The organism is Methylobacter sp. sgz302048, from assembly GCF_052162025.1.
Lineage (GTDB): Bacteria > Pseudomonadota > Gammaproteobacteria > Methylococcales > Methylomonadaceae > Methylobacter.
Genome location: NZ_CP197401.1, coordinates 84,850 through 107,726 on the forward strand (window position 1 = coordinate 84,850; position 22,877 = coordinate 107,726).

The window sequence follows — 22,877 nt, forward strand, 5'->3', positions numbered from 1 at the left end:
CCCCTTTATTTTTATTTGATAGCGTCTGGCTGCCTGGCGGGGAAAGCTGGGTGGCTGTGGTTCATTAATGTGGATGGGATGGCTCGGGCTCGGAGACGAAACCGATGCGCGTGACGCCGGCCTTGGCCGCGTCGGCCAGGGCCTCGGCGACGAAGCGGTACGGCACGGCCTGATCGGCGCGCACGTGCAGTTCCGGCTGCGGCGACTGTCGCGCGAGCTGCGCCAGCCGTTCGTTGAGCTGCTCGCGCGAGACGGCCGCCTCATCCCAGAATAACTGCCCGTCGCCGTTGATGGACAGCGCGACATGCGCCGTTTCCGTCGCTTGCGGCTCGCTGCTGGCCTTCGGCAGGTCGATCTTGACCGCGTGGGTCATCAAGGGCGCCGTGATCATGAAGATGATCAGCAGCACCAGCATCACGTCGATCAGCGGCACCATGTTGATTTCCGCAACCGGATGCTGGCTTTTGTTTTGGTCGAAGCTGCCGAAGGCCATCACGCACCCCCTAAAACGACGGCCGCTGTCGGGCTGGCGGCCGGCTGCACGGCGATGGGCGCGCCGGTGGTCAGGAAAGCGAACAGGTCATGCGCGTAGGCGTCGAGCCGGGCCAGCACCAGGCGGTTGGCACGCGCGCAGGCGTTGTAGGCCAAAACGGCCGGAATCGCCACGGCCAGGCCCAGGCCAGTCATGATCAGCGCCTCGCCCACGGGGCCGGCGATCTGGTCGAGCGTCGCAGCCCTGCCCTGCCCGATGCCGAGCAGGGCGTGGTAGACGCCCCAGACCGTGCCGAACAGACCGACGAACGGCGCGGTGCTGGCGATCGAGGCCAAGGCCGTCAGGCCCCATTCCAGGCGCGCGGTTTCCTCGTCGATCGCGCGGCGCATCGAGCGGGTCAGGAATTCCGAGGCGGAGCCGGCTTCGCGCAGGCGATGCGCGCCATGCGCGGTGTGATGCCGTGCCGCGGCGATGGCGTGCCAGGCCAGGTAGGCGAACGGCTCGCCCGGCGCGTGCCGGTTCAGATAACGAGCGACCTCATCCAGCGAGGCGGCGTCCCAGAAGGCTTTCAGGAATTGTGCCGAGCGCCGGCGCATCATGGCGCCTTGCCAGGCTTTGACGACGATGAAATACCAGCTGGCGACCGACATCGCGGCCAGCAAGGCAAAAAGCGTTTGCCCGACGCCGTCGCTCTGGGCCAGGAAATGAGTGAGATTGTCTTTGAAATCCATGCGTTTATCCTTCAAGAGAAAATGAAATGGGAACGACGACCCAGGCCGGCACAATCTGGCTGCCGCGGCGCGCGGGCACGAAGCGCCAGTGCTTGACCGTTTCCAGCGCCGCCTGGTCCAGGCGGCTGAAGCCGCTGGTTTTTTGCACGCTCAGTTGGGCGACCGTGCCGTCGGTGTTGATCATGGCGCGCAGCAGCACTTTGCCCTGTTCGCCCAGCCGGCGCGAGATCCGGGGATAGGCCGGGGGCGGGTTGTCGAGGTAATCGGCGTTGAGGTGCGGCTGGATCAACGGCGCCGCTTCCGCCGGCGCGCTCTTGGCGGGCGCCGATGTCGCGACGGGCGCCGGTTGCGGACTCGGCACCGTCGGCGTTTTGGGCGTTTCCGCCGTCTGCGCAACGGCTATTTCCGAGGCGCTGTCGGATGCGGAAATCAGCGGTTTCGGTTTGGCCGGCGCCGGCTTGCGCGGTTTTGCCTTGGGTTTGGCGGCCGGTTTTGGCTTTTTTTGCGGTTTCGGCGGCTCGGCGCGGGGCTTTGGCGATGCAATCCAGGCGACCTGAATGGGCGTTGGCGGCGTGACAGGTGCCGGCTTTTCGAACGCCGGCGCCGCCGCAAGCCAGATCAAGTGAAGCGCGAGCGCGGCGCCAAGGCCGATCGCGCCTTCGCTCCGGCGGCATGCCGGCAGTTTCGGCAGGCGTTGGCTGAATGGATTATTGAACGGCATGGGTTCATTGTCGGCGCGCAACTGGGCGCAAGCCGATGTCTCTGCCCTGGCCGGAGATTCCGGGAAATGGATGATTTTTTTAGCCTGTGCCGACATAGCGTGCCTCGCGATTGGTAAAAAGGCTGGCTGGCTTCCTGGCCCGGCAGGGCAGGATGGCTGGCTATGCCGCTGGTTGGAGCGGGTATGGTTATTTCGTCAAAATCAGTTTGCCGTTGCTGGTGATGCGCAGGCGGTATTCGTCGTCATGGTGATCGATAACAATCTCGTTTTGTGCGCCGAACAGTTCGCTGCTGCTGACCCGACGCCGCGCGGGAACTGTTTCCTGTTCCACGATCTCGACGCTTTGACGATGGAGGTTGCGGTTATTATTTTTATCTTTCATAAAACCCAGGTTATTAATGATAAACCTGGCCGGGGCTCGCGTCTGGCGCCTTGCTCCAGTAGATGCGCGGCGACTTTTTGCCAATGTTCCAGCAGTTGCTGATACAGCTCGCGGCTGGCCGCGGCTAGATCCGGATGCGCCAGTAAAAGGCCCAGCTGATGCACGATCGAATGAGCCAGTTTCGGGCAGTGGCGGCCGTTGATGAACTGTGTCATCGACAAACAGGTGGTTGCGTGCAACTGTGATATTTCGATGCGCGCGGGAGTAGATGGTTGTTCAGGCATAAAACTCCTCGGTTTGTAGTCGATTGAAAAAAGGGTTTAACGCGCGCTGTCGTGCAGCAGGCGCGTTAAACGAAAGCAGCGAGAGGTCAAATTATCGCCTTGTTTAAATGATAATGATTATCATTTGGCATGACAAGCTTTTTTATTGCCTGATGGGTTAGGGATAGGGCGAGAAATAACTTCCCTGAATTTTCAGGTGTGAAGGCGACTTCGCCTAAAGCGCCTACTGTTGGCAGTCGCCCAGGGCGAATACCCTAGAGGGCATAAATGAATTCGCCCCCGCATGAACCAAAGACCTGCTGATGTTGCGCATTGTGGATTGCGGCGGATTCGATTGAGATATGGCTGTTTGAAGCCAAGCGAATTCGAGCCTGTTCGTCATAGGCCATGCCCCGCGCGGGGCATGGCGACGGCCCGGCGCTTGCCGCCCCAGCCGCCGGGGTTTTCGCTGAAGACGCCGGCGCAGCGCTCGCCGCAGAAACGGCAATTGCCCGATGCATCCAGGTTCCATTCGTCAAGGTCGTACCAGTCGCGGCCTATCAGCAGCGATCCGCAATTGTGGCAATAGGTGCTGCTGGCCGATTTATCGTGCACATTGCCGACATAGGCATAACGCACGCCGTTCTTTAGCGCGATGTTTCGCGCCAGCAATAATGATGTCAATGGCGTATGGGGCTTGTCGCGCATCTTCCAGTCAGGATGGAAGGCCGAGAAATGCATCGGCACATCAGGCCCCAGGTTTTCGACGACCCATTGCGCCATCTCTTCCAGCTCGGCTTCCGAGTCATTCTCGCACGGGATGATCAATGTCGTTAGTTCCAGCCAGACCGACGTTTCGTGCTTAATATATTTGAGCGTTTCCAGTACCGGTTCCAGATGGCCGCCGGTAATTTGATGGTAAAAATGCTCCGTAAACGCTTTCAGGTCGATGTTGGCGGCATCCATCCATTGATAAAATTCGGCACGGGGCTGTGCGCAGACATAGCCGGACGACACCGCCACCGATTTTATGCCCAGCGCGCGGCAGGCCTGAGCGGTATCTATCGCATACTCGTGAAAGATTATCGGATCATTGTAGGTGTAAGCGACGCTGGTACAGCCATGCTCGAGCGCGGCCTGCGCAATAGCGTCCGGCGAGGCCTGGCTCATCAGCGTATCCAGTTCGCGCGATTTGCTGATATCCCAATTCTGGCAGAACTTGCAGGCCAGATTGCAGCCGGCCGTACCGAAAGAAAGAATCGGCGTGCCGGGCAGGAAGTGATTCAGCGGTTTTTTTTCAATCGGATCGATGGCAAAACCGCTGGAGCGGCCGTAGCTGGTCATGACAATTTCATCGTTCAGATTTTGTCTGATAAAGCAGAGGCCGCGCTGCCCCTCGTGCAGCTTGCAGAATCGCGGACAGATATCGCATTGGATACGGCCATCTTTCAGGCGGTGCCAATGCCGTGTTTTCACCGTATCAGGCGTAATGAAGACAGTCATGAATAGTCTCCTGGAACCATGTCATAAATCGTATGGTCACATTTTGGTAAAAATTGGTTACTAACATTTACGCCAGTTGTATTGATTAATTTTCAGCGCAATAGCTCTGTTTCAACAGTTTTCACGCTAACTCATTCTTCTCCCGGAAAATAACAGGATATCTCATGAATAGGCAACCTGCTGTGGCGGGTACTTTTTACCCAGCCAATCCGCAACAACTTCGCCAAATGCTAGATCGATACTTAAATGAGGCTAAATCCGACGCGAAAGTTCCTAAAGCCATCATCGCGCCGCATGCCGGCTACATCTATTCGGGACCCGTCGCGGCCACCGCTTATGCGCGCTTGAAAAATGCGCGCCATCAGATCCAGAAGGTCGTGCTGATCGGCCCCTCCCATCGTGTTGCCTTTCGAGGACTGGCCGTGAGCCGGGCGCAAACGTTCTCCACGCCGTTGGGCGATATCGCTGTTGACGAGGAGGCGGTGCAGGCGTTGGTCAAGCTGCCTTTTGTCGAATACATTGAACAGGCGCATACCTATGAACACAGTCTGGAGGTGCATCTGCCTTTTCTGCAGGAGATGCTCGACGATTTCAGACTGATCCCCATTGTGGCTGGCGACGCTACGCCGGACCAGGTCAGCCAGGTTATACAGATGTTGTGGGGAGGCAGTGAAACGCTGATTGTGGTCAGCTCGGATCTGAGCCATTTCCATGATTACGCGACCGCTCAACAGTTGGACAAATCGACCAGCGAGGCGATAGAGCATCTGCAATATGAGCATCTCGTTTCTGGATCTGCTTGCGGCAAAGTGCCGGTCAGCGGGCTGCTGAAGCTGGCGCGGGATAATTCACTCTCAATTAAAACCATTGATTTGCGCAACTCCGGCGATACCGCAGGCGATAAAGACAGAGTTGTAGGTTATGGAGCTTATGTCATTGAATAAAGAACACCACCGCTGGCTGATGGAGCTGGCAATCAATTCCATTCAACATGGCTTAAAAACAGGCAAGCCGTTGATCATCGATTTAAACGAATACCCGGCCGAACTGTCAGAACAGCGCGCCACGTTTGTGACACTGCACAGGCAACACCTGTTGCGCGGCTGCATCGGCACGCTGGACGCGATCAGGCCGCTGGCGGTCGATATCGCCGAAAACGCCTTTTCGGCGGCCTTCAGAGATCCCCGGTTTCCGCCGCTGGAGGCTCATGAATTGAGTGATCTGGACATCCATCTTTCCCTTCTGACGCCGGCCGAACCGATGTCGTTCACTTCGGAGCAGGATCTGCTGCAGCAGTTGCAGGCAGGGGCGGACGGGCTGATCCTGATGGAAGGCCTCCGGCGCGGCACATTTTTGCCTTCGGTATGGGAATCACTGCCGGAACCTAAACAGTTTCTGCGGCATCTGAAACAGAAAGCCGGATTCGCGCCCGACTATTGGTCCGATACGCTCAAAGTGTACCGCTACCGCACCGAAATGATTGCCTGAGTCAGGATTTGGCGCGGCTGATCACAAACACGCCGGCCAGCACAAAAACCGTGCCGGACAGCTGCATGAGCGTAATGGGTTCGCCTAGAAATAAGAATGCCAGCGCCAGCGTCGCGATCGGGCCGATCATGCTGATGATGGACGCCGAGCCAGCGCCGACTCGCCTGATGCCGGCATTCATGAAAAACGACGGCAGTACGGTGGAGAAGACCGCCATCAATAAGGCCTGTTTATAAACTTCGGCAGGAAAGCCGGTCAGCGCCAGGCCATGACCGACTGAAAAATGCACGATGGTAGCGATGCTGGCGATCGTCATCGTGTAAGCCGTGAAACGCGCGGAGCCTATGCGCCGGCCCATGACGCCGCTGCCCATGGTGAAACAGGCAAAGACTACGGCGCCGGCCAGTACCAGCGACGATCCCAGCCAGATGCCCGCTGATTCCGTAGACAATTGTTCGATGAAAACCATGATCATGCCGGCATAACTTAGAGCCAGGGCGACCATTTCGCGCAATGAAATGCCTTTTTTGTGCATCAGCGCTGAAAACAGCACGACGAAGGTCGGATACAAAAACAGGATGATCCGCTCCAGCCCGGCCGAAATGTACAGCAGGCCGATAAAATCCAGGTAGCTGGCGATGTAATAACCCATCAGGCCCAGCACGGCAATCACGGCCCACTGTTTTTTAGTGAGCGCCTCGGCCGGCGATTTCCTGTTATGCCAGAGCACGACCGCCAGAAAGAACGGCAGCGAAAACAACATGCGCAAAGTCATCAGACTGATTGCATCGATTTGCCCGCCGGCCGCGTAAGCCAGTTTGATAAAAATGGCTTTGGCGGAAAACCCTAGGGCGCCGAGCAGCACCAGGCCGCAGCCGATGAGCAGATTGCGCTGCCCGGATGAGGCGGCGCTCATGATCGCGTTCCCATCGTCTGTTTTTTCAGGTGCGCTATCAGCTGCCTGATGGCCGGCTCCTGCTGTACGATGCTGTCGCAGAGCTGAAACTGTTCGACCGCGCGCCGAAGATTTTGCCCGAGCGCCGTCACCTTGAAATAACGGTCGCCTTCCAGATGATCGGTAAAAAACCGGATGCCCAGTTCAAAAGGAATTAACCGTATGGCCGGGTACAGATAATCGTAATCGGATTCGGAAAAGAACGCGCCGGCCTCGGCCAGGTAGCTTTCCAGGATAACGGCGCAGCAATCTCTGTCGAACCCGACCGGGTCCGTCGTCTGGCAGCAGGAGCGCAGGCAGTCGCCGATGTCGTAATGCACCAGCCCAGGCTTGACGGTATCCAGGTCGATCAGGCTGACTATCTTTTTGCTGTCCTTGTCGAACAGGAAATTATTGAGCTTGGGATCGCCGTGTATCACGCGCAGGGGCAGCAAACCCTGTTGCTTTGCCGTTTCCAGATCGCCGGCAATATGCCGGAGCCGGTCGATGAAATCGGCGCAATAGCGGCTTTCTGGTTCTGAAAGCCGTGTAGCCGCCAAAACTTGGTCATAGCGGCTCAGGTAGCCCGGCGTAATGTGAAAACCGGGCAGGGTATCGTGCAGAATGCCGGGGTCAAGATCGCTGAGCAGACGATGGAAATGGCCTAGAGCAAAGCCTGCCTGTTCCGCATCATGTGTACTCTTGATGACTTCCAGGCTTTCCGTATTATCGATAAGGCTCAGTGCCCGCCAGTAATCACCGTTTTTTTCATAGCAATAGCCACCTTCGGCCGTCGATAAAATGTCCGGGATCTGCAATTTGACTGAGTCCGGCTTTTTCTGCCGGAGATGTTCGTTTAATGTGTGCAGGTTCCCGATGATTTGCGCCGGCTGCGGGAAAACCGTCGTGTTGATGCGTTGCAAGACGAACGGCGATGATTCCGTCGTGACCAGAAACGTATCATTGATCAAGCCATTGCCCAGCGGTTGTATGTCAATGACGGCTTGGTTTCCGGTGAATTGGCGGGCAACAGGAAACAGCGACTCTAAGTCTGGCATGGCGTTTTTCTAAATCCGATGAAGCGGCTCATGGCCGGTTTTTTCACGTCAGCCATGATCAAGTTTTTATTATGGCTATTATAAGCGGCTTTTTTCAGATATAGACAACTGTCTTCGCCAAGGATAAGACGGGAGACATCTCCTCTAGGCTTAACCAAGTGTTGTGAAACACGGCGGTTTGTCAGCTTTATGACACCGTTCAGGACAGGCTTTTGCGCCCGACCATCTGTGCGAAATTGCCGCAGAAGCGTTGGCGTGTAACTTAAAGCGGGCGATAGCGCATCGAAATGGGCGTATCGGTAAATTGGCCTCATTATTGAATGTCATATTGGGCTTGAAGCAATACCGAACCAGGGACAGACTTCCAGGCCATCGATAACATTGAGGACACCCATAATGATCAACAACCGGAAAAACGCCGACAGTCTCGCCCTGTTCAGTCAATATATCGCCGAGCAGAAAGCCGTGCTGAAAAAACAATACCAGCAAGCTCTCGCCCAGGATCTTTCCCGGCAGCAATGGGACGGCTGTTTTCAGCGCAATGTGCTGGCCGTTTTGGAACAGGCTTACGATGACGCGCTGGTGCAATTACAGAAACTGCCGTTCGATAGCCGCGAGACGCCGGTCGATCGTGGATTGTCGGATTTGACCAGACAAGCGCTGGCGGCTTTCGATGGATTCACCGACGATTTTTTGCAGTTTGTCATCGATCAACATCGCACATCCTGCGCCTTGTCCAATTTTCCTGGCGAGCACAAGCCGGACAAGACTTACGTCAACGAGGTGAAACGGGATATCGCGGGGCTTTGGCGACACTTTGCCTTGAGCGTCAACGCCTATTTTCTGGACGGCCGGTAGCGCCGTGCGAATGAATTCGCACCGACAGCCGGGCTGTTAAACACGGCATTTCGAAGCCGCCCATGCCGTGCCTTGCTCACCAGGCCTATGTCGCAAATCCCACAGTTGAGGCCATCATTGTGGCAGTGTTGGCATGCGCCTGGAGCCGTTGACAGGTGCGGGCCCTCTATCTGGCTAATATTCAAGATAAAAATGGCTTGCCTGAATCTGGAGCGGAATTTGCTTGTTTTGCGGTAACGGCAATACCGACTTGTCCCGCAATTTCGACCACAGGTGATTTATGAGCAAAATAGGCATTTTTTTCGGAACCGATACCGGCAGCACCCGCCTGGTAGCTAAAAAGATTTTTAGCTTATTGGGCGAGGAACTGGCGGACAAGCCTAAAAACATCAACCGTACCAGCCTGGACGAATTCCTGCAGTACGAGGCATTGATACTCGGCACGCCGAGTTATGGCGTCGGCGATTTGCCGGGGCTGGCCGTCGGCTGCCAGGAACGCAACTGGCAGGAGTTCGTGCCTTATCTGGACGATGCCGATCTGTCCGGCAAACGGGTGGCTTTGTTCGGGCTGGGCAATCAGGAACGTTACGCCTCGCGCTTCGCCAGTTCGCTGATCCAGCTTTACCGGGTGTTTTACGGCTACGGCGCGGATATCGTCGGCTCCTGGAGCACCGAGGGTTATCAGTTCGAGCACTCCGATGCGATAATCGACAATCGGTTTGTCGGCCTGGTGCTGGATCAGCGCACGCAGCCGTTCTTGACCGAGGAGCGGATCAAAACCTGGCTGGCGCAAATCACTCCGCAGCTGCTGCCTGCCCTGCAGGAGACGGCCTAAGGATTCGGTTAAAAATAACTTTCCGATTTGTCGATGAATGTAGGGCGAATTCATTCGCCCTGGGCGACTAAAGTCGCCCCCACATCTGAAAAAGCCCGTGCCGCCGGTTACTCTGTAGCTGACGGGCTATGCCGCCGGCAGCCTGATCTCCAGGTGCTCAACGACTTTTCTCAAGACTTCTTCGGCGGTCAGGTCGTTGAGCCGAATGGTCTGATCATCGGCGCGGGTTTCGATCAGGTAGGGAAATTCCAGGTCGAGGCCGTAATGCGCTTCGCGCTGGGCATAGCTGTAGACGTAGGCGGCCAGCTCCCGTTGCGTGGGCGGGAATATGATGCGTACCGCCTTTACATCCAGAAGGTTTTCATCCAGCAGCATGAATCCGTTCGGGCCGACTTCATGCTGCAGCATGATGAGGATGGCTTTGATGGAGGGATCTTTATCCAGACTCCAGATATTTTTTACCGTTTCTTTCATGATTCATTCCCGTAAGCGGGCAGGAGCAACCCAAAAGTTTTCACGAATGTTAAGAGCACAACGGGTGCTATTGAAACAAGGACGAATACCCTTCCTCCATCAATACCTGCTTGACCGCCGGCCGCTTTAGCATGCGCTGGTAATGGGCCTGGCAGTGTTCCGGCAGCTTGATGCCGATACGCGACGCCCAGAATTCACAATAAAAGAGCGCGGCATCGGCGATTGAAAATTCGCCGGCCAGATAGGTCCTGTCCGCCAATTGCTTATTGAGAATGGCAAAGCCCTTTTTGACGATGGCTTCGCCCTGCGCCTTGACCCGTTCCCTGTCGCTCTCGTTAAAGGCGTACTGGTCGGTGGTGAAAATACGGGTAAAGCCCTGCATGTGAAGGGTGCTGACGACATAGTTCATGGTTTCGAGCACCAGGGTATCGCCGTCCACATCGCCGGGCAGGAGCCTGGATCTGGGATAGCTGCGGGCCAGCCAGTAGGCGATGGCGCTGAATTCGGTGATGGCCGTGCCGTCGGGCTTGACCAGAGTCGGAATCGTGGATTTTGGATTGATGGCCACGTAATCCGGTTTGAATTGATCGCCGGCCGGCAGGTTGACAATATAGGCCTCGAAGATGAGCTCCAGTTCTTCCATCAGAATATGGATGCCCGTGGAGCAGGAACCGGGGGTCATATAGAGCTTCAGGTTTGACATGGCATCTAGCCCATCAATTTAGCTTTATTGGCATCCATGAATTCGACGGTGACTTTGCTTTCACCGGCCGCTTTGGCGGCCTGTTCGATTTTGCCTTTGGCCATACTGCGAACGAAGGCGGGGATTTTTTCCAGGCGTTTGAGCGCCTCTTCATCCCAGGGCAGTGATTCGTTGTTCATGTGATTCTCCTTGATGGATTGGTCAATGTTGTCATGCGGCGCCGGACGGTCAGGTAAAAAACGCGCTTGTATTTTTTAGGGTGATCGCCTTTATATTTCTTTTCCATACTCGAACAGTCCCCGTTGCCGGATCATGGCTTTGAAACCTTTCATAACGGGACGGGAAATCATGGTCTCCGCCAGCACGCGTTTTTCATAGATAAAATCTCTCATTTCATCATCGGGATTATCGCGGGCGCTGGCGATCAACCGATGCATTTCATTTCCCATAAGTTCGCCGGGATGGGCCTTCACCAAGTCATAGAGCCGTGTCATGACGACTTTTTCCTCCGTTTTCATCTTGCATTTGCCGTCGAGGATCTTGAGCATTACCGCGATGGCGCAATCGACATGGCTGGCGGACAGCGGGTTATCGGCCAGCCACCGGGCGACGTAATCCGCCGTCATGGCGCCTCCTCCGCATCTTGATCGGGTAGCCGGCCGGGCCAGGTTTTCATAGTACGGTTCTCATTCATGGTAATTAGTGCAAAGCAAACAGAATGCCAGCCGTAAAGCGGCCGGATTCGAAAGTCCGTCGGCTCCGGCCTGACAGACGCTTTGCCCAAATAACCGTTGAATCGGGCCGTGTGATTCGGAAAGCAATTTGTTGTGTTTCATGCATCCCGCGGCCAACGCAACTTTTAATTGTCGCAAATGCTACGGAGCCGGTGAGGGTGTGGAGTCCCTAGCTCACCAATGAAACGACTTTACGGAAGGTCAGGTTGATTCGCCCTTGAGTCAGGCTTTTCTCGATGGGCACACTGTGCAGCCAATGGTGCTGGAAATCAGGCTGCATGACCAGCAAGGAACCGCTGCGCAGCAGCAGACGGCCCTGTTCGGATGATTTTTTATGTCGGAATGCAAATTGCCGTTCTGCACCGAAAGTCAATGAAGCAATGAAGGGTTGACTGCCCAGCTCCGGTTCATTATCCGCATGCCAGCCGACATAATCTTCACCAGTCCGGTACAGATTAACCAGAACCGAATTGAAGCGGTAATTCAGCAAGGCCTCGACCTTTGACCTGATGCCGGATAACAAAGGCGTCCATGGCCGGGTTTGCAGCAGGTTGTTGCTATAGCTGTAGACTATTCCCGGATCGGCATGCCAGGTCTGCAATCTGGGCAGGACAAATTGCCGGCCGGCGACAGTGTATCGGTTGTCAGGCCAATTCTGTTCTTTAAGTAAACGCTGATAAAGCCGCTCGCTCTCGGCGAAAGTGTAAAACCCTTCAATAAGCTCGAGTTCGGCGCAGGAAGACAGGCGCATCAATCCATACCCTCGATCACGCTTGAGACTGCGCCTTGATGTGTGCGGCCAGCGCGCTGTCCATGGTCCTGACGTGCAGTTCGAGCCATTGCGGCAGGCGTTCTCTGACCAGCGAGCGTCCGAATGTGATCAGGCCCTTGTCCACCCGCTTTTTGAATTGCTTGAATTCGCCTAGAACACGCTGATGCTCCCCTTTGTGCTCGGCCTCCGCCGGAAAAGCCGATTGCTCCATGAGCTGATTTTCCCGATCGAAATGCTGTTCAGTATGGGCGAGCAATTGCTGAAACAATGCCGGGAATTCGCCGTTATCGGCGGCATCGAGTTGATTCAGCAGGGTGATGAATTCATCATGATCGTCATCAATCAGAGCATGTCCAATCAGAAGAAAACCGTTTTTTTCGATGAGGGCCATATTTACCTTCGCTTTCCAGAATTCAGGGTGTGTTCCTGTTTCTGGAAAGCAGGGTTTATGCCAGCTTAAGTTGGCATGGTTTGTCACTGCCATCTGCACGATAACAGATAACGGCGCTTGCTGAATGACTGCCTGATCCTACCGCTCAGCAATCTGCCATTAATCAGGCGGCTTGCGTAAGTCCCGCTATCAAATCCTTCAGCGCCTTGCCCCTGTGGCTCAGCGAATTCTTGACGCTCGGCGCCAGTTCGGCCGATGCGCAATTCTGCTCCGGCACCCAGAATACCGGATCGTAGCCGAAGCCGTTTTCACCGACGGCATGCGTTAAGATGCGGCCTTCCCAGACGCCCTGAGCGATAATCGGGCAGGGATCATCGGCATGCGCCATGAATACCATGACGCAGATAAAGCGCGCGTTGCGCTGCTGATCGGGCACGTCCTGCAATTCGCGCAGCAGTTTTTCGATGTTGTCCTGATCGCTGGCGCCGATGCCTGCATATCGGGCCGAGAAAACGCCGGGCGCACCGTCGAGAGCATCGACGACCAGACCGGAATCGTCGGCAATGGCCGGCAGCTGGCTCTGGCGCGCCGCATTGCGGGCTTTCAGTATCGCATTTTCCACAAAGGTGAGGCCGGTTTCCTCGCATTCGACAACATTGAACGCGGATTGCGGAACGATCATATGGCCGGCAAGCAGGGCCTGGATTTCCCGGATCTTGCCGGCATTGCTGCTGGCAAGCACGATTTGTCGTGATGGGTTCAAGCTCATGTAAAGTCTTCTATTGCTTCGCGCTGTTTTTTGATCAACTGCCTGATGCCGTAACCGGCCAGTTCCAGCATCGCGTCCAGTTCGTCCTTCCTGAAAGCATGGCCCTCGGCCGTACCCTGCACTTCAATAAAAGCGGCGGCATCGTTCATGACGACATTCATATCGGTTTCGGCGTTGCTGTCCTCGGCATAATCCAGATCCAGCACCGGCACGCCATTGTAGATGCCGACAGAGACGGAAGCGACCTGCCCGTGCAGCGGATTAACTTTTATTTGCCTGCGTTTGAGCATTTTCTGCACGGCCAGCGACAAGGCGACGAAGCCGCCCGTGATCGATGCCGTGCGCGTGCCGCCGTCCGCCTGCAGCACATCGCAGTCTATCGTGATGGTGTTTTCGCCCAAGGCTCTCAAATCCACTGCCGCGCGCAGTGAGCGGCCGATCAGGCGCTGGATTTCCAGCGTGCGGCCGCCTTGTCTGCCGCTGCTGGCTTCCCGTCCTATGCGGCTGTGCGTCGAGCGCGGCAGCATGCCGTATTCCGCGGTCACCCAGCCTTCGCCCTTGCCTTTCAGAAAACGCGGCACATGGTTTTCGACACTGGCCGTGCACAGCACGCGCGTGTCGCCAAATTCAACCAGAACAGATCCTTCCGCATGTTTTGTAAAGCCGCAGGTGAATTTTATGTCTCGCAGTTGATCCGGGTTACGTCCGCTAGGTCTCATTATCTGTTCCACTAAAATAAAACCGCACAGTATACCCGAATGCAGGACGTACGGGGCCAATTTATAGGCATGAAGCGCGCGTTCATTTTCCCGCGGCAAGCGCCTGCTGCAGCTGGGCAACCGATTGCGGGCGCTGTTCCGGCCACACTTCCATGGCCCAGTCTATTGCTTTCAACAGCGGTTCCGGAAATTTGTTTTTAAAGGCTTTAACAGCGGGCACGAGGGCATCCTGATGCACTCTATCCGTTGCGGGAATCAATGGCTTATATTCAAGACAGGCGCGCATGCTGGCGCCCACGGCATAAATATCCGTCCAGGGGCCTAAAGGCGCGCTCAGATCATGCTGTTCTATCGGAGAGAAACCTTTAGTCAGCACCTTGCCTTGCTTGCTCAATCGTTTGAGCGGATAACTCTGGATGGCGCCGAAATCGAGCAGCAATGCATCATTGCCGGGGCGCACAAGAATATTGGCGGGCTTGATGTCCAGGTGGAGCAAATGATGCTCATGCATGTGGTTGATGCCGTTCAGCAGTGAAGTGAATAAAGCCAGCAGGAATTTTTCGGTAACAGGCTGGGCTTTATGTTTCAGGAACTTATTGAGCGTCAGGCCATAGTCATAAGTCATGACCATGTAAACCGTGGCGTTGGCTTCAAAAAAATTGATGACCTCAACGATATTGGGATGCTTCAGCTTCGCCAGAACCTTGGCTTCTTCAAAGAACAAGGCTCTGCCGCGCCGGAACAGGGGCTGGGCTTCTTCATTGTTGGCGACGACCATGTTGTTCCAGGTTCTATGCGCCAGCTTGCGCGGCAGATATTCCTTGATCGCAACCTGAATCTGATCGCTGATTTGCCTGGCCAGATAGACCGAGCTGAATCCGCCGTGCGCCAATTCCCGCTCGATTATATACTGGTCTATAATAGTGCCGGTTTGAAGATAGTTCCACTGCTTCGGATAGGTGTCGGGGTCGTAGTATTCGGCCATTGCAAAAATTCTATCGGGCTAAGACCCTGCAAGTATAGGTGAAAAATGATTAGAAGTATGACCGCTTTTGCCGGTAATGAAGCAGAAATCGGCAACCTGACCCTCAGCTGTGAATTGCGCACGGTCAATCACCGTTACTGTGACATCACATTCAAATTGCCGGATCGCTTGCGTTTTATCGAGTCTGATCTGCGCACCCTCATCGCGGCCAAAATCAAACGCGGCAAGGTGGAATGTATCATAAATTGCAAAAAACAGGCTAAAGAGGGTCAAACTCTCATGATTAACCGCGATGCTGTCGCGGCATTGCTGGCGGCCGCCAATGAAATCGAACAGCAGATGATGGCCCCGCTGTCATTCTCGGCACTGGATGTGCTGGCTTTTCCCGGCGTACAGCAAGAGTCCGACAATGACAGGGAGCAGCTTAAGCTAGGCGTATCGTCGCTGGTCGATCAGACACTGAACCAATTGCTGGAAGTCAGGGAGCGGGAAGGCGCCCAGCTCGGCGAACTGATCGCGGAGCGCTGCCTGAAAATGCAGGAATTTGTCGTTGCGGCTGGCAAACGCCTGCCGGAAGTTCTGGCTCAGCTTCGCAACAAGTTGAAAGACCGGATCGCTGAACTGGTCGCCGAGCCCGACTTCGACCGCTTGGAACAGGAGCTGGTGTTTCTGGCGCAGAAACTGGATATCTCCGAAGAACTGGACCGGCTGGAAACCCATATTGCCGAAGTGCTGAGGGTGCTCAAGCAAAAAGAGCCGGTTGGCAGACGGCTGGACTTTCTGATGCAGGAATTAAACCGCGAGGCCAACACCCTGGGATCCAAATCGGCCGACAAGGAAATGACGCAGATCGCCATCGAGTTGAAAGTGCTGATTGAGCAGATGCGCGAGCAGATACAGAATGTTGAATAAAACGCCCTGAGTTTTGCGCATCAGTCCAATATCCCTATTAATAAAAAATACCATGAATCACGGAAAACTTTATATTATTTCCGCACCGTCCGGAGCCGGCAAAACCAGCCTGGTCAGGCAACTGATCGCCGAACTTGACAGCCTGACCGTATCGACCTCTCACACGACGCGCCCCATGCGCCCCGGCGAGGAACATGGCCGGGACTACTACTTTGTTTCGGTGGCGGATTTTCAGGCCATGCTGGAGCGGCAGGCATTTCTTGAGCATGCCCAGGTGTTTGATAATTTCTATGGCACCGCGCGGCAAACCGTGGAGGAAAACCTGAGCCTGGGCCTGGATGTGATTCTGGAAATCGACTGGCAGGGCGCCCAGCAGATAAAGAAACTGCTGCCGGACAGCCTGTCCATTTTCATTCTGCCGCCTTCAACCGATATTCTGCAGCAGCGCCTTCGAAGCCGCGGCCAGGACGATGAGCAGATCATCGCGCGCCGCATGCGTGATGCCGTTGCCGAAATAAGCCATTATGATGAGTTTGATTATCTGGTCGTCAATGATGTATTTGAGCAGGCGCTGGCGGAATTAAAAAGCATCCTGATCGCCAACCGGTTGACGAGGCAACGGCAACAGCATCATCTGGAGCCGTTATTAAAAGCGCTGCTCTCCCAATAAAGCCGGGAGCCGGAATAAGGCTCAGTCAAGTTTTCTGTGAAAGCTTTTTTGGCCGCTGAATAGATGTGAAATATTTTCAATCATTTCCAGATGAGAACGCCTGCGATCCGCATGGCGCCTGTCCTTGACCGTTTGCTGGGCATCGGTTCTGCGATCATTGTGCCAATTCCGGTGATGGAATTCATCGATGGCGGTATGCTTGCCTTTAAATGGCTTTCTGTTGAGCTTTTTGATGACCCTTACCGCTACGGCATCAGGTTCTATTCTTACCAAGGCATGAAATTCAGTCAGATTTAACTGGATGTTTCTTTGGCCTTTAATCTGAATGGATTCTATTTCGCCGCTTTTGCTGAGAAAGCCGCCTTTGACGGCCGGCCAGATAAACTCTTCTACTTCTTTAGTCTGGGTATTGGCCGGTATGTTTTTTAAGATAATGATCATTTACGTAAACTTCTTCATTTGGATGCCGCTAGGAAAAACTGCCTGGCGCCGGCTATGCTTTGCCATTGCCGAGACTTAAACTGGCCCTGATAAAGCCTAAAGAGTTATTATCCGGCGCATCAGCAATAATTTCTACATTATAAACAGTAAGTTTTATGTAATTGAACATGATGCGAGCGCCTGCGCCGGATAAAGACCGGCACAGGCGTCCGGTTAGATAAAGCCGTTTTCAATGACCGGCAAGACCCAGTAATGAATGCCCGAGCCCTCGAACTCCTGCCTCAACTGCGCCAATAGTACCGGCAACCCCTGCTCCGGCACATACATCTGAAAGCGGATTTTTTTCTGCCGGCCCGTCACCTGCTCAAGCAATGACAGGCCCTCGTTTCTATGGTCATGCGAGTTGACAATGAAACTGCTGAAGCCGTGTTCCGATTCCAGAACCAAAAGATTGTCGACGACCGCCTCTTCAAGACCGGGCGGGACATTCAAAGTAACCAGGTATTCTTTACCGTTGTTCATGATTTGACTCCATCGGTCATCGAGTTCATCTCGGCTTGCAGCTCAGGCGCTTGACCGAACAATTTAAACAAAATAGGCAGCAGAAACAGCGTCAGGAACGTCGATGAAACCAGACCGCCGATCACAACGATAGCCAGCGGGCGCTGAATCTCCGAGCCCGGGCCGGTCGCAAACAGCAGCGGAATCAGGCCGAAGGCCGCGATGCTGGCCGTCATCAGCACGGGCCGCAAACGGCGCATGGAGCCGACGACCACGACCTGCGCCATGGCCATGCCAGTCGCGCGCAGCTGGTTGAAATAGCTGACCATGACCACGCCGTTCAGCACCGCGATACCCAGCAGGGCGATAAAGCCGACCGAAGCCGGCACCGACAGATATTCGCCGGACAGCCACAAGGCGAAAACGCCGCCTACCATGGCCAGCGGAATATTCGACAAGACCAGCGCGGCCTGACGCACCGAGCCGAAGGTCGAGAACAGCAGCAGGAAGATCAGGCCCAGCGATACCGGGATCACGACCGAGAGCGTCGCGGCCGCACGCTGCTGATTCTCGAACTGGCCGCCGAATTCAACGAAATAGCCGGTCGGCAAATCGACCTTGTCCTTGACGGCCTGACGCGCTTCATCGACAAAACCGACCAGATCGCGGTCCTGCACGTTGCTGCTGATCACGACAAAACGCTGGCCCCGCTCGCGCTCTACCGACACCACGCCTTCGACTTTTTCCAAACGCGCGACGGTCGTGATCGGCACATGGCCGCCATCGGGCAGCGTGACCTGCAGGTTTTCAAAGTTGGTGGTATTGCTGCCGCCGCGGATAATCAGCGGCGTGCGCTTGATGCCTTCCTGCACGATGCCCAGCTTCAGCCCCTCGATCTGCGAGCGCAGCATCGTCTCGATGCTGTCGCTGTCCAGGCCCAGGCGTCCGGCCGCCGTTTTGTCGATCGCCACCTGCAGAAACTGCATGCCTTCGTTCTGCTTCGTGAACACGTCGCTGGAACCCTTGATCTCTCTCAGGACTCCGGCGATCTGCGCCGCTTTCTCATTCAGTACACTCAGCTCCGGGCCAAATAGTTTGACCGCGACATCGCCGCGCGTGCCGGTCAGCATTTCCGAGACACGCATCTCGATCGGCTGCGTGAATTTAAAGGCAATGCCCGGCGTGGCGGCCATGACCTGCCGGATCTGCTCGATCAGCTCTTCCTTGCTGCGCATGCGCCACTCTTCCTTGGGTTTCAGGATCAGGAAGGTATCGGTATCATTCAAACCCATAGGGTCCAGGCCCAGCTCATCGGTACCGACGCGCGAGACGGCATCGACCACTTCAGGAATATTCTTGAGCAGGTTTTTCTGCACTTGCACGTCCAGAGCGACCGAATCCGCCAGCGTAATCGACGGTAGTTTTTCCAACTGCACGATAATGTCGCCTTCGTCCATGGTCGGCATGAACGTGCTGCCGATCTGCGTGAAGGCCGCCGCGGTCAGGACCAGCAAGACGCCGACGCCGGTAAAGACTTTCTTGCTGTTGGCGATGCACCACAGCAGGGCCGGCTGGTACAGCCTCAGCAACTGCCGGGGCAGCCAGGGCTCTTCGTGGGACACTTTCTTCAGCAGATACGAAGACAGCACCGGGATCACCGACAGGGACAGCAGCAGCGAGCCGCTGAGCGCGAACACGATGGTTAAGGCCACCGGCGTGAACAGCTTGCCTTCCAGACCCTGCAAGGTCAGCAGCGGCAGAAACACGATGATGATGATCAGGATGCCCGAAGTCACGGGCACGGATACTTCACGCACGGCGCGGTAGATCACATGCAGACGCGGCAGGCGCTGGGCCTTTTCCGTGTGCGCCATGTGCGTGATGATGTTTTCCACCACGACCACGGCTCCATCGACGAGCATGCCGATTGCGATGGCCAGGCCGCCGAGGCTCATCAAGTTGGCCGACATGTCCATCTGCTGCATCAGGATGAAGGTCACGAGGGCCGCCAGCGGCAGGATCAAGGCAACGGTCAGCGCGGCGCGCAGGTTGCCTAGAAACAGGATCAGCAGGACCACGACCAGCACAATCGCTTCCAGCAAGGCATGCTGAACCGTATCGACGGCTTTATTGACCAGATTGCTGCGGTTATAGAAAACCGTGGCCTTGACGCCGGGCGGAAAGCCGGCTTTAAGCTCGTCCATTTTCTTCTCTATGCCCTCGATGGTCTGGCGGGCATTGGCGCCGCGCAAACTGAGCACCAGGCCGGTGATCGATTCCCCTTTGCCGTTCTTGCTGACCGCGCCGTAGCGGGTTAAAGCCCCGATCTGGATATCGGCGACATCGCTGACTTTGATCGGCGCGCCGTTTTTGTTATCGACCACGATGGCGGCGACATCGTCCAGGGTCTTGATGCGGCCCTCGGCCCGCACGATCAGCGCCTCTTCGCCTTCGGTCAGACGCCCGGCGCCGTCATTGCGGTTGTTGCTTTCCAGCGCTGTTATCAGCTTGTCGATATCGATGCCGCGCGCCGCCATGCGGACGTTGTCCGGTATCACTTCAAAGCTTCTGACCAGTCCGCCCAGCGCGTTGACGTCAGCCACGCCGGGCACGGTACGCAGGGCAGGGCGGATGACCCAGTCCAGCAGGCTGCGACGCTCCATCAGGCTCAGATCGCCGCCTTCGATCGAAAACATGTACATCTCGCCGAGCGGCGTCGTCATCGGCGCAATGCCGCCATCGATGCCGGCCGGCAGGTCGCTCCACATCGTGTTCAGGCGTTCGGCGATCTGCTGGCGCGCCCAATAAATGTCGGTGCCTTCTTCGAAATCGACCGTGATATCGGTCAATGCATATTTGGCAATCGAACGCAGCATGGTTTGATGCGGAATGCCCAGCAATTCGACCTCTATCGGCGCCGTAATGCGAGCCTCGACCTCTTCCGGCGTCATGCCCGCCGCTTTTACGATAATCTTGACTTGGGTCGGCGAGACTTCCGGAAAGGCATCGATAGGAATGTTTTTAAAGGCATAATAGCCGCCGCCCGCAAGCAGCGCTATGACAATCAGCATCAACAGGCGCTGGCTCAGCGCAAAGCGAATCAAACCACCCATTACTCATCGCCCCCAAGCCCCAGCCAGTTGGCTTTCAGCGCCACCGCGCCCGTGACGGCGATATCTTCAGCGCCGGTCAGTTCGCCGGTAATGATCGAATCGCTGTCCTGCTTGCCGATAACGGTGATCGGCTTGACCAGAAAACCCTGGTCCGTGCGGATAAAGATATAAGCCTTGCCTTCATACTGAGCGATGGCCGCGTTAGGGACTTTGAATGCCGCCGTCTTGTCGCTGCCATGAATAATCCGCGTATTGACTTTTTGCCCGACGCGTACGGCTGCTGGTATGCCTTTGATGACGGCTCTGGCCAGCAATGTCTGGTTTTCCGGGTTGACGCTTTGGCCGAGCAGGCTGATGTGCGCAGTGACATCGGTATTTTCGATCGTCACCTGATCACCGACATTAATGTCGCCTATACGCTCCTGAGGGATATTGATTTCCAGCCAGAGCTCGCTCAGATCAGCAATGCGGTACAGCGGCGCCAGACTGTCTATACGCTGGCCGGCAGAGGCCATACGCTCAAGCACGACGCCTGACAAGGGCGCGCGCAGCGTCAGTAGACTGCTTAAGCGCTGAGTTTTTGCCAAGCGCTGGATTTCTGGTTTTGACATGCCGGCCATTTCCAGCAATTGCCGGGTTTCGTTCGCTTCGGTCAGATAAAGCTGATACTGGCTGCGCGTTTCCTGCGAGCGCTTGTCTGATATGACACCTTCTTCCAGCAGCTTTTTATCCCGGTTATAAACAGCCTGGCCTAAGTTCAGTTCATTGACGGCTTTAAGATATTGCTGCTGAAGGGCCAACAGGTCCTGGCTATGAAGTTCAGCCAGTGCCTGGCCTTTTTGGACTTTATCGCCGACCGCTGCATACAATTTATTGACCAAACCGGCCTGCGTGGTGCTGACGACGTATTCGTTCGTAGGCGGGACCACTATTTTGGCTGGCGCATACAGGACCGGGACCTGGCTGGCATGTTCCGGTTTGCCCAATTTGATGCCCAGACTGTCAATCTGGGGCTGGCTTATGTGAATGACACTGTCTGCCGCCTGGACGCTGACACCAACCAGGCTCAACAGTAATAATAAGATGACTCTCATGGTGTAACTCCGACGGATTGGTTGTACATCGCCTTATCGCGCTCCAGTATGACTGAACGTTCTTTGGCATTCAGGATGGCTTGCTGAGCTCTGGATTGGATCTTCAGCAAATCGAGCAGGTTGATTTCACCCAGCGAAAAGCTCAACTCCGTCATTTTTAAATGCTCTACGGCCGCCTGCTTTAAATTTTCAGCAATAGTCAGCTCGGCCCGATTGACTTCCAGGTTATGCTCGGCTTCATGGTGGGTCTGATCAAGATCTCTACGGAGCTGCTCGCGTTCGGCCACCAATCTGTTCAGTTCGACATTGGCTGCCGCCACTCGTGGAGCCAGATGTGCTTGACCTCCAAACGGCACGGTCACACTGATGTTGAAGCTTTCGGTCTTGTTACTGCGTTCGTCAGGGCCATGATCGGTGTTGATGCCGACCGCAACGTCGGGTTGGCCCGATCCTACTGCTCTGATGGCCTCGACTTCGGCCTGCATACGTGCGATCAGGTCATTAATGGCAACCAAGTCTGGATGATTCTGCTGGACTTCGGCTATATCGGCCAGGGTTTCACGGTAATTGCCAGGCACTTTCGTCATTTGCGTGATGGTGGAGTAGCGTTTGCGCGCATGCATGACTTCGGCCTCGGCCAGCGTCAGCACGGCGCGTTTTTGCAGCAATTCGGTCTGCGCCAGCAATAAATCCGCGCGCGGCAGGTCGCCTAGCTCGACGCGACGCTCAACCTTGGCCAGCAATTGTTCAAATACATGGACCTCGTTGTGTGCCTGATCAAGACGGATTTGTTGCAGTTCCATGTCCCACAATGCCATTCTGACCAGTCCCGCCACGCGTAATTTAACGGCAGCTGATTGGGTATGCGCACTGATTTCAGCTTGTTTCGCGACGGCCTTTTCGGCATCGCGCTGACCGAAGTTCCACAGCGGTGCTTTAACGCTGGCATCGCCATAATGCAATGTACCGCTGGTAGCTTCCTGAAAGAACAGGCCGACGCTGGGCGCACCGGCAAACCAGCTCTTGCTGCGTTGCTCAAGGGCAGCGGATTCTTCTTCCAACGCTTTGAGCCAGGCGTTGTCAGGATGTTTTTCCAGCGTCAAATCGATGACTTGAGCCAGACTCATGCTGACATCGGTTTCAATCGGATCGCGATGTTCCACAGTAACAGTAGGTAGTGCATCTGCAAAAACCAGCGAAGTGGCCAGCAGATACGCAGGCAAACACCCTCTAATAAGATGAAGGGCAAACATAGTAAAGCTCCGATAGCGGATGAGTACCGCTTATAGTTTTTTAGATTTAAAGAATAGTTCTGCGACAGAACTTAAAAAAC

General features: G+C 55.5%; 28 protein-coding genes. 6 read left to right on the top strand and 22 right to left on the bottom strand.

From position 1 onward, the window contains the following. Positions 1-64 precede the first annotated feature (64 nt). The 6 genes from ACTNE6_RS00375 to amrS form a co-directional block, all read right to left on the bottom strand. On the bottom strand, positions 65-493 hold the full coding sequence (locus ACTNE6_RS00375; protein WP_442498211.1) for an ExbD/TolR family protein: 429 nt from the start codon (positions 491-493) through the stop codon (positions 65-67). Next, positions 493-1,224, bottom strand: coding sequence for a MotA/TolQ/ExbB proton channel family protein (locus ACTNE6_RS00380; protein WP_442498212.1), 732 nt, complete (start codon positions 1,222-1,224; stop codon positions 493-495). Before ACTNE6_RS00380 ends, ACTNE6_RS00375 begins: the two co-directional genes overlap by 1 nt. Positions 1,225-1,228: 4 nt before the next feature. Then, positions 1,229-2,041, bottom strand: a complete 813-nt coding sequence (locus ACTNE6_RS00385) for a TonB family protein (protein WP_442498213.1) — start codon at positions 2,039-2,041, stop codon at positions 1,229-1,231. Positions 2,042-2,132: 91 nt separating this feature from the next. Then, the gene (gene hemP, locus ACTNE6_RS00390) at positions 2,133-2,327 is read right to left on the bottom strand and encodes a hemin uptake protein HemP (RefSeq protein WP_434483562.1); all 195 of its coding nucleotides are present in this window, start codon (positions 2,325-2,327) and stop codon (positions 2,133-2,135) included. Continuing rightward, positions 2,324-2,611 carry a hypothetical protein gene (locus ACTNE6_RS00395; protein ID WP_442498214.1) on the bottom strand — a complete coding sequence of 96 codons (288 nt, stop codon included), beginning with the start codon at positions 2,609-2,611 and terminating at the stop codon, positions 2,324-2,326. Before ACTNE6_RS00395 ends, hemP begins: the two co-directional genes overlap by 4 nt. Positions 2,612-2,989: 378 nt before the next feature. Further along, complete coding sequence (gene amrS, locus ACTNE6_RS00400) at positions 2,990-4,093, bottom strand: AmmeMemoRadiSam system radical SAM enzyme (protein ID WP_442498215.1); 1,104 nt, start codon at positions 4,091-4,093, stop codon at positions 2,990-2,992. 164 nt (positions 4,094-4,257) lie between these two features. Here amrS and amrB point away from each other — a divergent pair, with 164 nt between their 5' ends. Together amrB and amrA are read left to right on the top strand one after the other, a co-directional pair. Beyond that, on the top strand, positions 4,258-5,037 hold the full coding sequence (gene amrB, locus ACTNE6_RS00405) for an AmmeMemoRadiSam system protein B (protein ID WP_194971585.1): 780 nt from the start codon (positions 4,258-4,260) through the stop codon (positions 5,035-5,037). Then, positions 5,024-5,581: an AmmeMemoRadiSam system protein A gene (amrA, locus tag ACTNE6_RS00410; protein WP_442498216.1), complete on the top strand. Its 558-nt coding sequence runs from the start codon at positions 5,024-5,026 to the stop codon at positions 5,579-5,581. Before amrB ends, amrA begins: the two co-directional genes overlap by 14 nt. Before the next feature lies 1 nt (position 5,582). Here the strand turns inward: amrA and ACTNE6_RS00415 are convergent, their stop codons facing one another. Beyond that, positions 5,583-6,497, bottom strand: coding sequence for a DMT family transporter (locus ACTNE6_RS00415; RefSeq protein WP_442498217.1), 915 nt, complete (start codon positions 6,495-6,497; stop codon positions 5,583-5,585). Then, on the bottom strand, positions 6,494-7,573 hold the full coding sequence (locus ACTNE6_RS00420) for a phosphotransferase enzyme family protein (RefSeq protein WP_442498218.1): 1,080 nt from the start codon (positions 7,571-7,573) through the stop codon (positions 6,494-6,496). Before ACTNE6_RS00420 ends, ACTNE6_RS00415 begins: the two co-directional genes overlap by 4 nt. A gap of 396 nt (positions 7,574-7,969) precedes the next feature. On the opposite strand from ACTNE6_RS00420, the gene ACTNE6_RS00425 reads away from it, so the two are divergent. Together ACTNE6_RS00425 and ACTNE6_RS00430 are read left to right on the top strand one after the other, a co-directional pair. Next, positions 7,970-8,431 carry an amine oxidase gene (locus tag ACTNE6_RS00425; RefSeq protein ID WP_442498219.1) on the top strand — a complete coding sequence of 154 codons (462 nt, stop codon included), beginning with the start codon at positions 7,970-7,972 and terminating at the stop codon, positions 8,429-8,431. Positions 8,432-8,711: 280 nt separating this feature from the next. After that, entirely contained in the window at positions 8,712-9,266 is a 555-nt protein-coding gene (locus ACTNE6_RS00430; RefSeq protein ID WP_194971590.1) for a flavodoxin, read from the top strand. Between the two features lie 126 nt (positions 9,267-9,392). Here the strand turns inward: ACTNE6_RS00430 and ACTNE6_RS00435 are convergent, their stop codons facing one another. From ACTNE6_RS00435 to ACTNE6_RS00475, 9 genes are all read right to left on the bottom strand, one after another. Next, positions 9,393-9,740: a hypothetical protein gene (locus tag ACTNE6_RS00435; RefSeq protein WP_442498220.1), complete on the bottom strand. Its 348-nt coding sequence runs from the start codon at positions 9,738-9,740 to the stop codon at positions 9,393-9,395. A 67-nt stretch (positions 9,741-9,807) separates the two neighbouring features. After that, positions 9,808-10,443: a glutathione S-transferase family protein gene (locus ACTNE6_RS00440; protein WP_442498221.1), complete on the bottom strand. Its 636-nt coding sequence runs from the start codon at positions 10,441-10,443 to the stop codon at positions 9,808-9,810. Between the two features lie 5 nt (positions 10,444-10,448). Further along, positions 10,449-10,622: a PCP reductase family protein gene (locus tag ACTNE6_RS00445; RefSeq protein WP_442498222.1), complete on the bottom strand. Its 174-nt coding sequence runs from the start codon at positions 10,620-10,622 to the stop codon at positions 10,449-10,451. Positions 10,623-10,712: 90 nt separating this feature from the next. Further along, a complete protein-coding gene (locus ACTNE6_RS00450; RefSeq protein WP_442498223.1) occupies positions 10,713-11,069 on the bottom strand; it encodes a hypothetical protein in 357 nt (118 codons plus the stop codon). 277 nt (positions 11,070-11,346) lie between these two features. Next, on the bottom strand, positions 11,347-11,928 hold the full coding sequence (locus ACTNE6_RS00455; RefSeq protein ID WP_442498224.1) for an alpha-ketoglutarate-dependent dioxygenase AlkB family protein: 582 nt from the start codon (positions 11,926-11,928) through the stop codon (positions 11,347-11,349). 16 nt (positions 11,929-11,944) lie between these two features. Further along, positions 11,945-12,340: a bacteriohemerythrin gene (locus ACTNE6_RS00460; RefSeq protein ID WP_442498225.1), complete on the bottom strand. Its 396-nt coding sequence runs from the start codon at positions 12,338-12,340 to the stop codon at positions 11,945-11,947. Positions 12,341-12,503: 163 nt separating this feature from the next. Further along, the gene (gene rdgB / locus ACTNE6_RS00465; protein ID WP_442498226.1) at positions 12,504-13,109 is read right to left on the bottom strand and encodes an RdgB/HAM1 family non-canonical purine NTP pyrophosphatase; all 606 of its coding nucleotides are present in this window, start codon (positions 13,107-13,109) and stop codon (positions 12,504-12,506) included. Next, a complete protein-coding gene (gene rph, locus ACTNE6_RS00470) occupies positions 13,106-13,828 on the bottom strand; it encodes a ribonuclease PH (RefSeq protein ID WP_194971597.1) in 723 nt (240 codons plus the stop codon). The genes rdgB and rph overlap by 4 nt, the downstream gene beginning before the upstream one ends. Positions 13,829-13,910: 82 nt before the next feature. Then, a complete protein-coding gene (locus ACTNE6_RS00475) occupies positions 13,911-14,813 on the bottom strand; it encodes a serine/threonine protein kinase (protein ID WP_442498227.1) in 903 nt (300 codons plus the stop codon). A 45-nt stretch (positions 14,814-14,858) separates the two neighbouring features. Between ACTNE6_RS00475 and ACTNE6_RS00480 the strand changes: the two genes are divergently transcribed. Together ACTNE6_RS00480 and gmk are read left to right on the top strand one after the other, a co-directional pair. Then, the gene (locus ACTNE6_RS00480; protein ID WP_442498228.1) at positions 14,859-15,725 is read left to right on the top strand and encodes a YicC/YloC family endoribonuclease; all 867 of its coding nucleotides are present in this window, start codon (positions 14,859-14,861) and stop codon (positions 15,723-15,725) included. A 52-nt stretch (positions 15,726-15,777) separates the two neighbouring features. Continuing rightward, positions 15,778-16,395 (top strand): guanylate kinase, encoded by a 618-nt coding sequence (gmk, locus tag ACTNE6_RS00485; protein ID WP_442498229.1) that lies wholly within the window; start codon positions 15,778-15,780, stop codon positions 16,393-16,395. Between the two features lie 21 nt (positions 16,396-16,416). On the opposite strand, the gene ACTNE6_RS00490 is transcribed toward gmk, so the two are convergent. From ACTNE6_RS00490 to ACTNE6_RS00510, 5 genes are all read right to left on the bottom strand, one after another. After that, the gene (locus ACTNE6_RS00490; protein ID WP_442498230.1) at positions 16,417-16,836 is read right to left on the bottom strand and encodes an RNA recognition motif domain-containing protein; all 420 of its coding nucleotides are present in this window, start codon (positions 16,834-16,836) and stop codon (positions 16,417-16,419) included. Between the two features lie 213 nt (positions 16,837-17,049). Continuing rightward, positions 17,050-17,358: a DUF3240 family protein gene (locus ACTNE6_RS00495; protein ID WP_442498231.1), complete on the bottom strand. Its 309-nt coding sequence runs from the start codon at positions 17,356-17,358 to the stop codon at positions 17,050-17,052. After that, positions 17,355-20,450 (bottom strand): efflux RND transporter permease subunit, encoded by a 3,096-nt coding sequence (locus tag ACTNE6_RS00500; protein ID WP_442498232.1) that lies wholly within the window; start codon positions 20,448-20,450, stop codon positions 17,355-17,357. The genes ACTNE6_RS00495 and ACTNE6_RS00500 overlap by 4 nt, the downstream gene beginning before the upstream one ends. Further along, positions 20,450-21,544: an efflux RND transporter periplasmic adaptor subunit gene (locus tag ACTNE6_RS00505; protein WP_442498233.1), complete on the bottom strand. Its 1,095-nt coding sequence runs from the start codon at positions 21,542-21,544 to the stop codon at positions 20,450-20,452. The genes ACTNE6_RS00500 and ACTNE6_RS00505 overlap by 1 nt, the downstream gene beginning before the upstream one ends. Continuing rightward, the gene (locus ACTNE6_RS00510) at positions 21,541-22,767 is read right to left on the bottom strand and encodes a TolC family protein (protein ID WP_442498234.1); all 1,227 of its coding nucleotides are present in this window, start codon (positions 22,765-22,767) and stop codon (positions 21,541-21,543) included. Before ACTNE6_RS00510 ends, ACTNE6_RS00505 begins: the two co-directional genes overlap by 4 nt. Between the last annotated feature and the right edge of the window lie 110 nt (positions 22,768-22,877).

Excerpts from the sequence above, each read along its gene's own strand:
- ACTNE6_RS00375 (WP_442498211.1), bottom strand. The coding sequence starts at position 493 with ATGGCCTTCGGCAGCTTCGACCAAAACAAAAGCCAGCATCCGGTTGCG.
- ACTNE6_RS00380 (WP_442498212.1), bottom strand. The coding sequence starts at position 1,224 with ATGGATTTCAAAGACAATCTCACTCATTTCCTGGCCCAGAGCGACGGC.
- ACTNE6_RS00385 (WP_442498213.1), bottom strand. The coding sequence starts at position 2,041 with ATGTCGGCACAGGCTAAAAAAATCATCCATTTCCCGGAATCTCCGGCC.
- hemP (WP_434483562.1), bottom strand. The coding sequence starts at position 2,327 with ATGAAAGATAAAAATAATAACCGCAACCTCCATCGTCAAAGCGTCGAG.
- ACTNE6_RS00395 (WP_442498214.1), bottom strand. The coding sequence starts at position 2,611 with ATGCCTGAACAACCATCTACTCCCGCGCGCATCGAAATATCACAGTTG.
- amrS (WP_442498215.1), bottom strand. The coding sequence starts at position 4,093 with ATGACTGTCTTCATTACGCCTGATACGGTGAAAACACGGCATTGGCAC.
- amrB (WP_194971585.1), top strand. The coding sequence starts at position 4,258 with ATGAATAGGCAACCTGCTGTGGCGGGTACTTTTTACCCAGCCAATCCG.
- amrA (WP_442498216.1), top strand. The coding sequence starts at position 5,024 with ATGTCATTGAATAAAGAACACCACCGCTGGCTGATGGAGCTGGCAATC.
- ACTNE6_RS00415 (WP_442498217.1), bottom strand. The coding sequence starts at position 6,497 with ATGAGCGCCGCCTCATCCGGGCAGCGCAATCTGCTCATCGGCTGCGGC.
- ACTNE6_RS00420 (WP_442498218.1), bottom strand. The coding sequence starts at position 7,573 with ATGCCAGACTTAGAGTCGCTGTTTCCTGTTGCCCGCCAATTCACCGGA.
- ACTNE6_RS00425 (WP_442498219.1), top strand. The coding sequence starts at position 7,970 with ATGATCAACAACCGGAAAAACGCCGACAGTCTCGCCCTGTTCAGTCAA.
- ACTNE6_RS00430 (WP_194971590.1), top strand. The coding sequence starts at position 8,712 with ATGAGCAAAATAGGCATTTTTTTCGGAACCGATACCGGCAGCACCCGC.
- ACTNE6_RS00435 (WP_442498220.1), bottom strand. The coding sequence starts at position 9,740 with ATGAAAGAAACGGTAAAAAATATCTGGAGTCTGGATAAAGATCCCTCC.
- ACTNE6_RS00440 (WP_442498221.1), bottom strand. The coding sequence starts at position 10,443 with ATGTCAAACCTGAAGCTCTATATGACCCCCGGTTCCTGCTCCACGGGC.
- ACTNE6_RS00445 (WP_442498222.1), bottom strand. The coding sequence starts at position 10,622 with ATGAACAACGAATCACTGCCCTGGGATGAAGAGGCGCTCAAACGCCTG.
- ACTNE6_RS00450 (WP_442498223.1), bottom strand. The coding sequence starts at position 11,069 with ATGACGGCGGATTACGTCGCCCGGTGGCTGGCCGATAACCCGCTGTCC.
- ACTNE6_RS00455 (WP_442498224.1), bottom strand. The coding sequence starts at position 11,928 with ATGCGCCTGTCTTCCTGCGCCGAACTCGAGCTTATTGAAGGGTTTTAC.
- ACTNE6_RS00460 (WP_442498225.1), bottom strand. The coding sequence starts at position 12,340 with ATGGCCCTCATCGAAAAAAACGGTTTTCTTCTGATTGGACATGCTCTG.
- rdgB (WP_442498226.1), bottom strand. The coding sequence starts at position 13,109 with ATGAGCTTGAACCCATCACGACAAATCGTGCTTGCCAGCAGCAATGCC.
- rph (WP_194971597.1), bottom strand. The coding sequence starts at position 13,828 with ATGAGACCTAGCGGACGTAACCCGGATCAACTGCGAGACATAAAATTC.
- ACTNE6_RS00475 (WP_442498227.1), bottom strand. The coding sequence starts at position 14,813 with ATGGCCGAATACTACGACCCCGACACCTATCCGAAGCAGTGGAACTAT.
- ACTNE6_RS00480 (WP_442498228.1), top strand. The coding sequence starts at position 14,859 with ATGATTAGAAGTATGACCGCTTTTGCCGGTAATGAAGCAGAAATCGGC.
- gmk (WP_442498229.1), top strand. The coding sequence starts at position 15,778 with ATGAATCACGGAAAACTTTATATTATTTCCGCACCGTCCGGAGCCGGC.
- ACTNE6_RS00490 (WP_442498230.1), bottom strand. The coding sequence starts at position 16,836 with ATGATCATTATCTTAAAAAACATACCGGCCAATACCCAGACTAAAGAA.
- ACTNE6_RS00495 (WP_442498231.1), bottom strand. The coding sequence starts at position 17,358 with ATGAACAACGGTAAAGAATACCTGGTTACTTTGAATGTCCCGCCCGGT.
- ACTNE6_RS00500 (WP_442498232.1), bottom strand. The coding sequence starts at position 20,450 with ATGGGTGGTTTGATTCGCTTTGCGCTGAGCCAGCGCCTGTTGATGCTG.
- ACTNE6_RS00505 (WP_442498233.1), bottom strand. The coding sequence starts at position 21,544 with ATGAGAGTCATCTTATTATTACTGTTGAGCCTGGTTGGTGTCAGCGTC.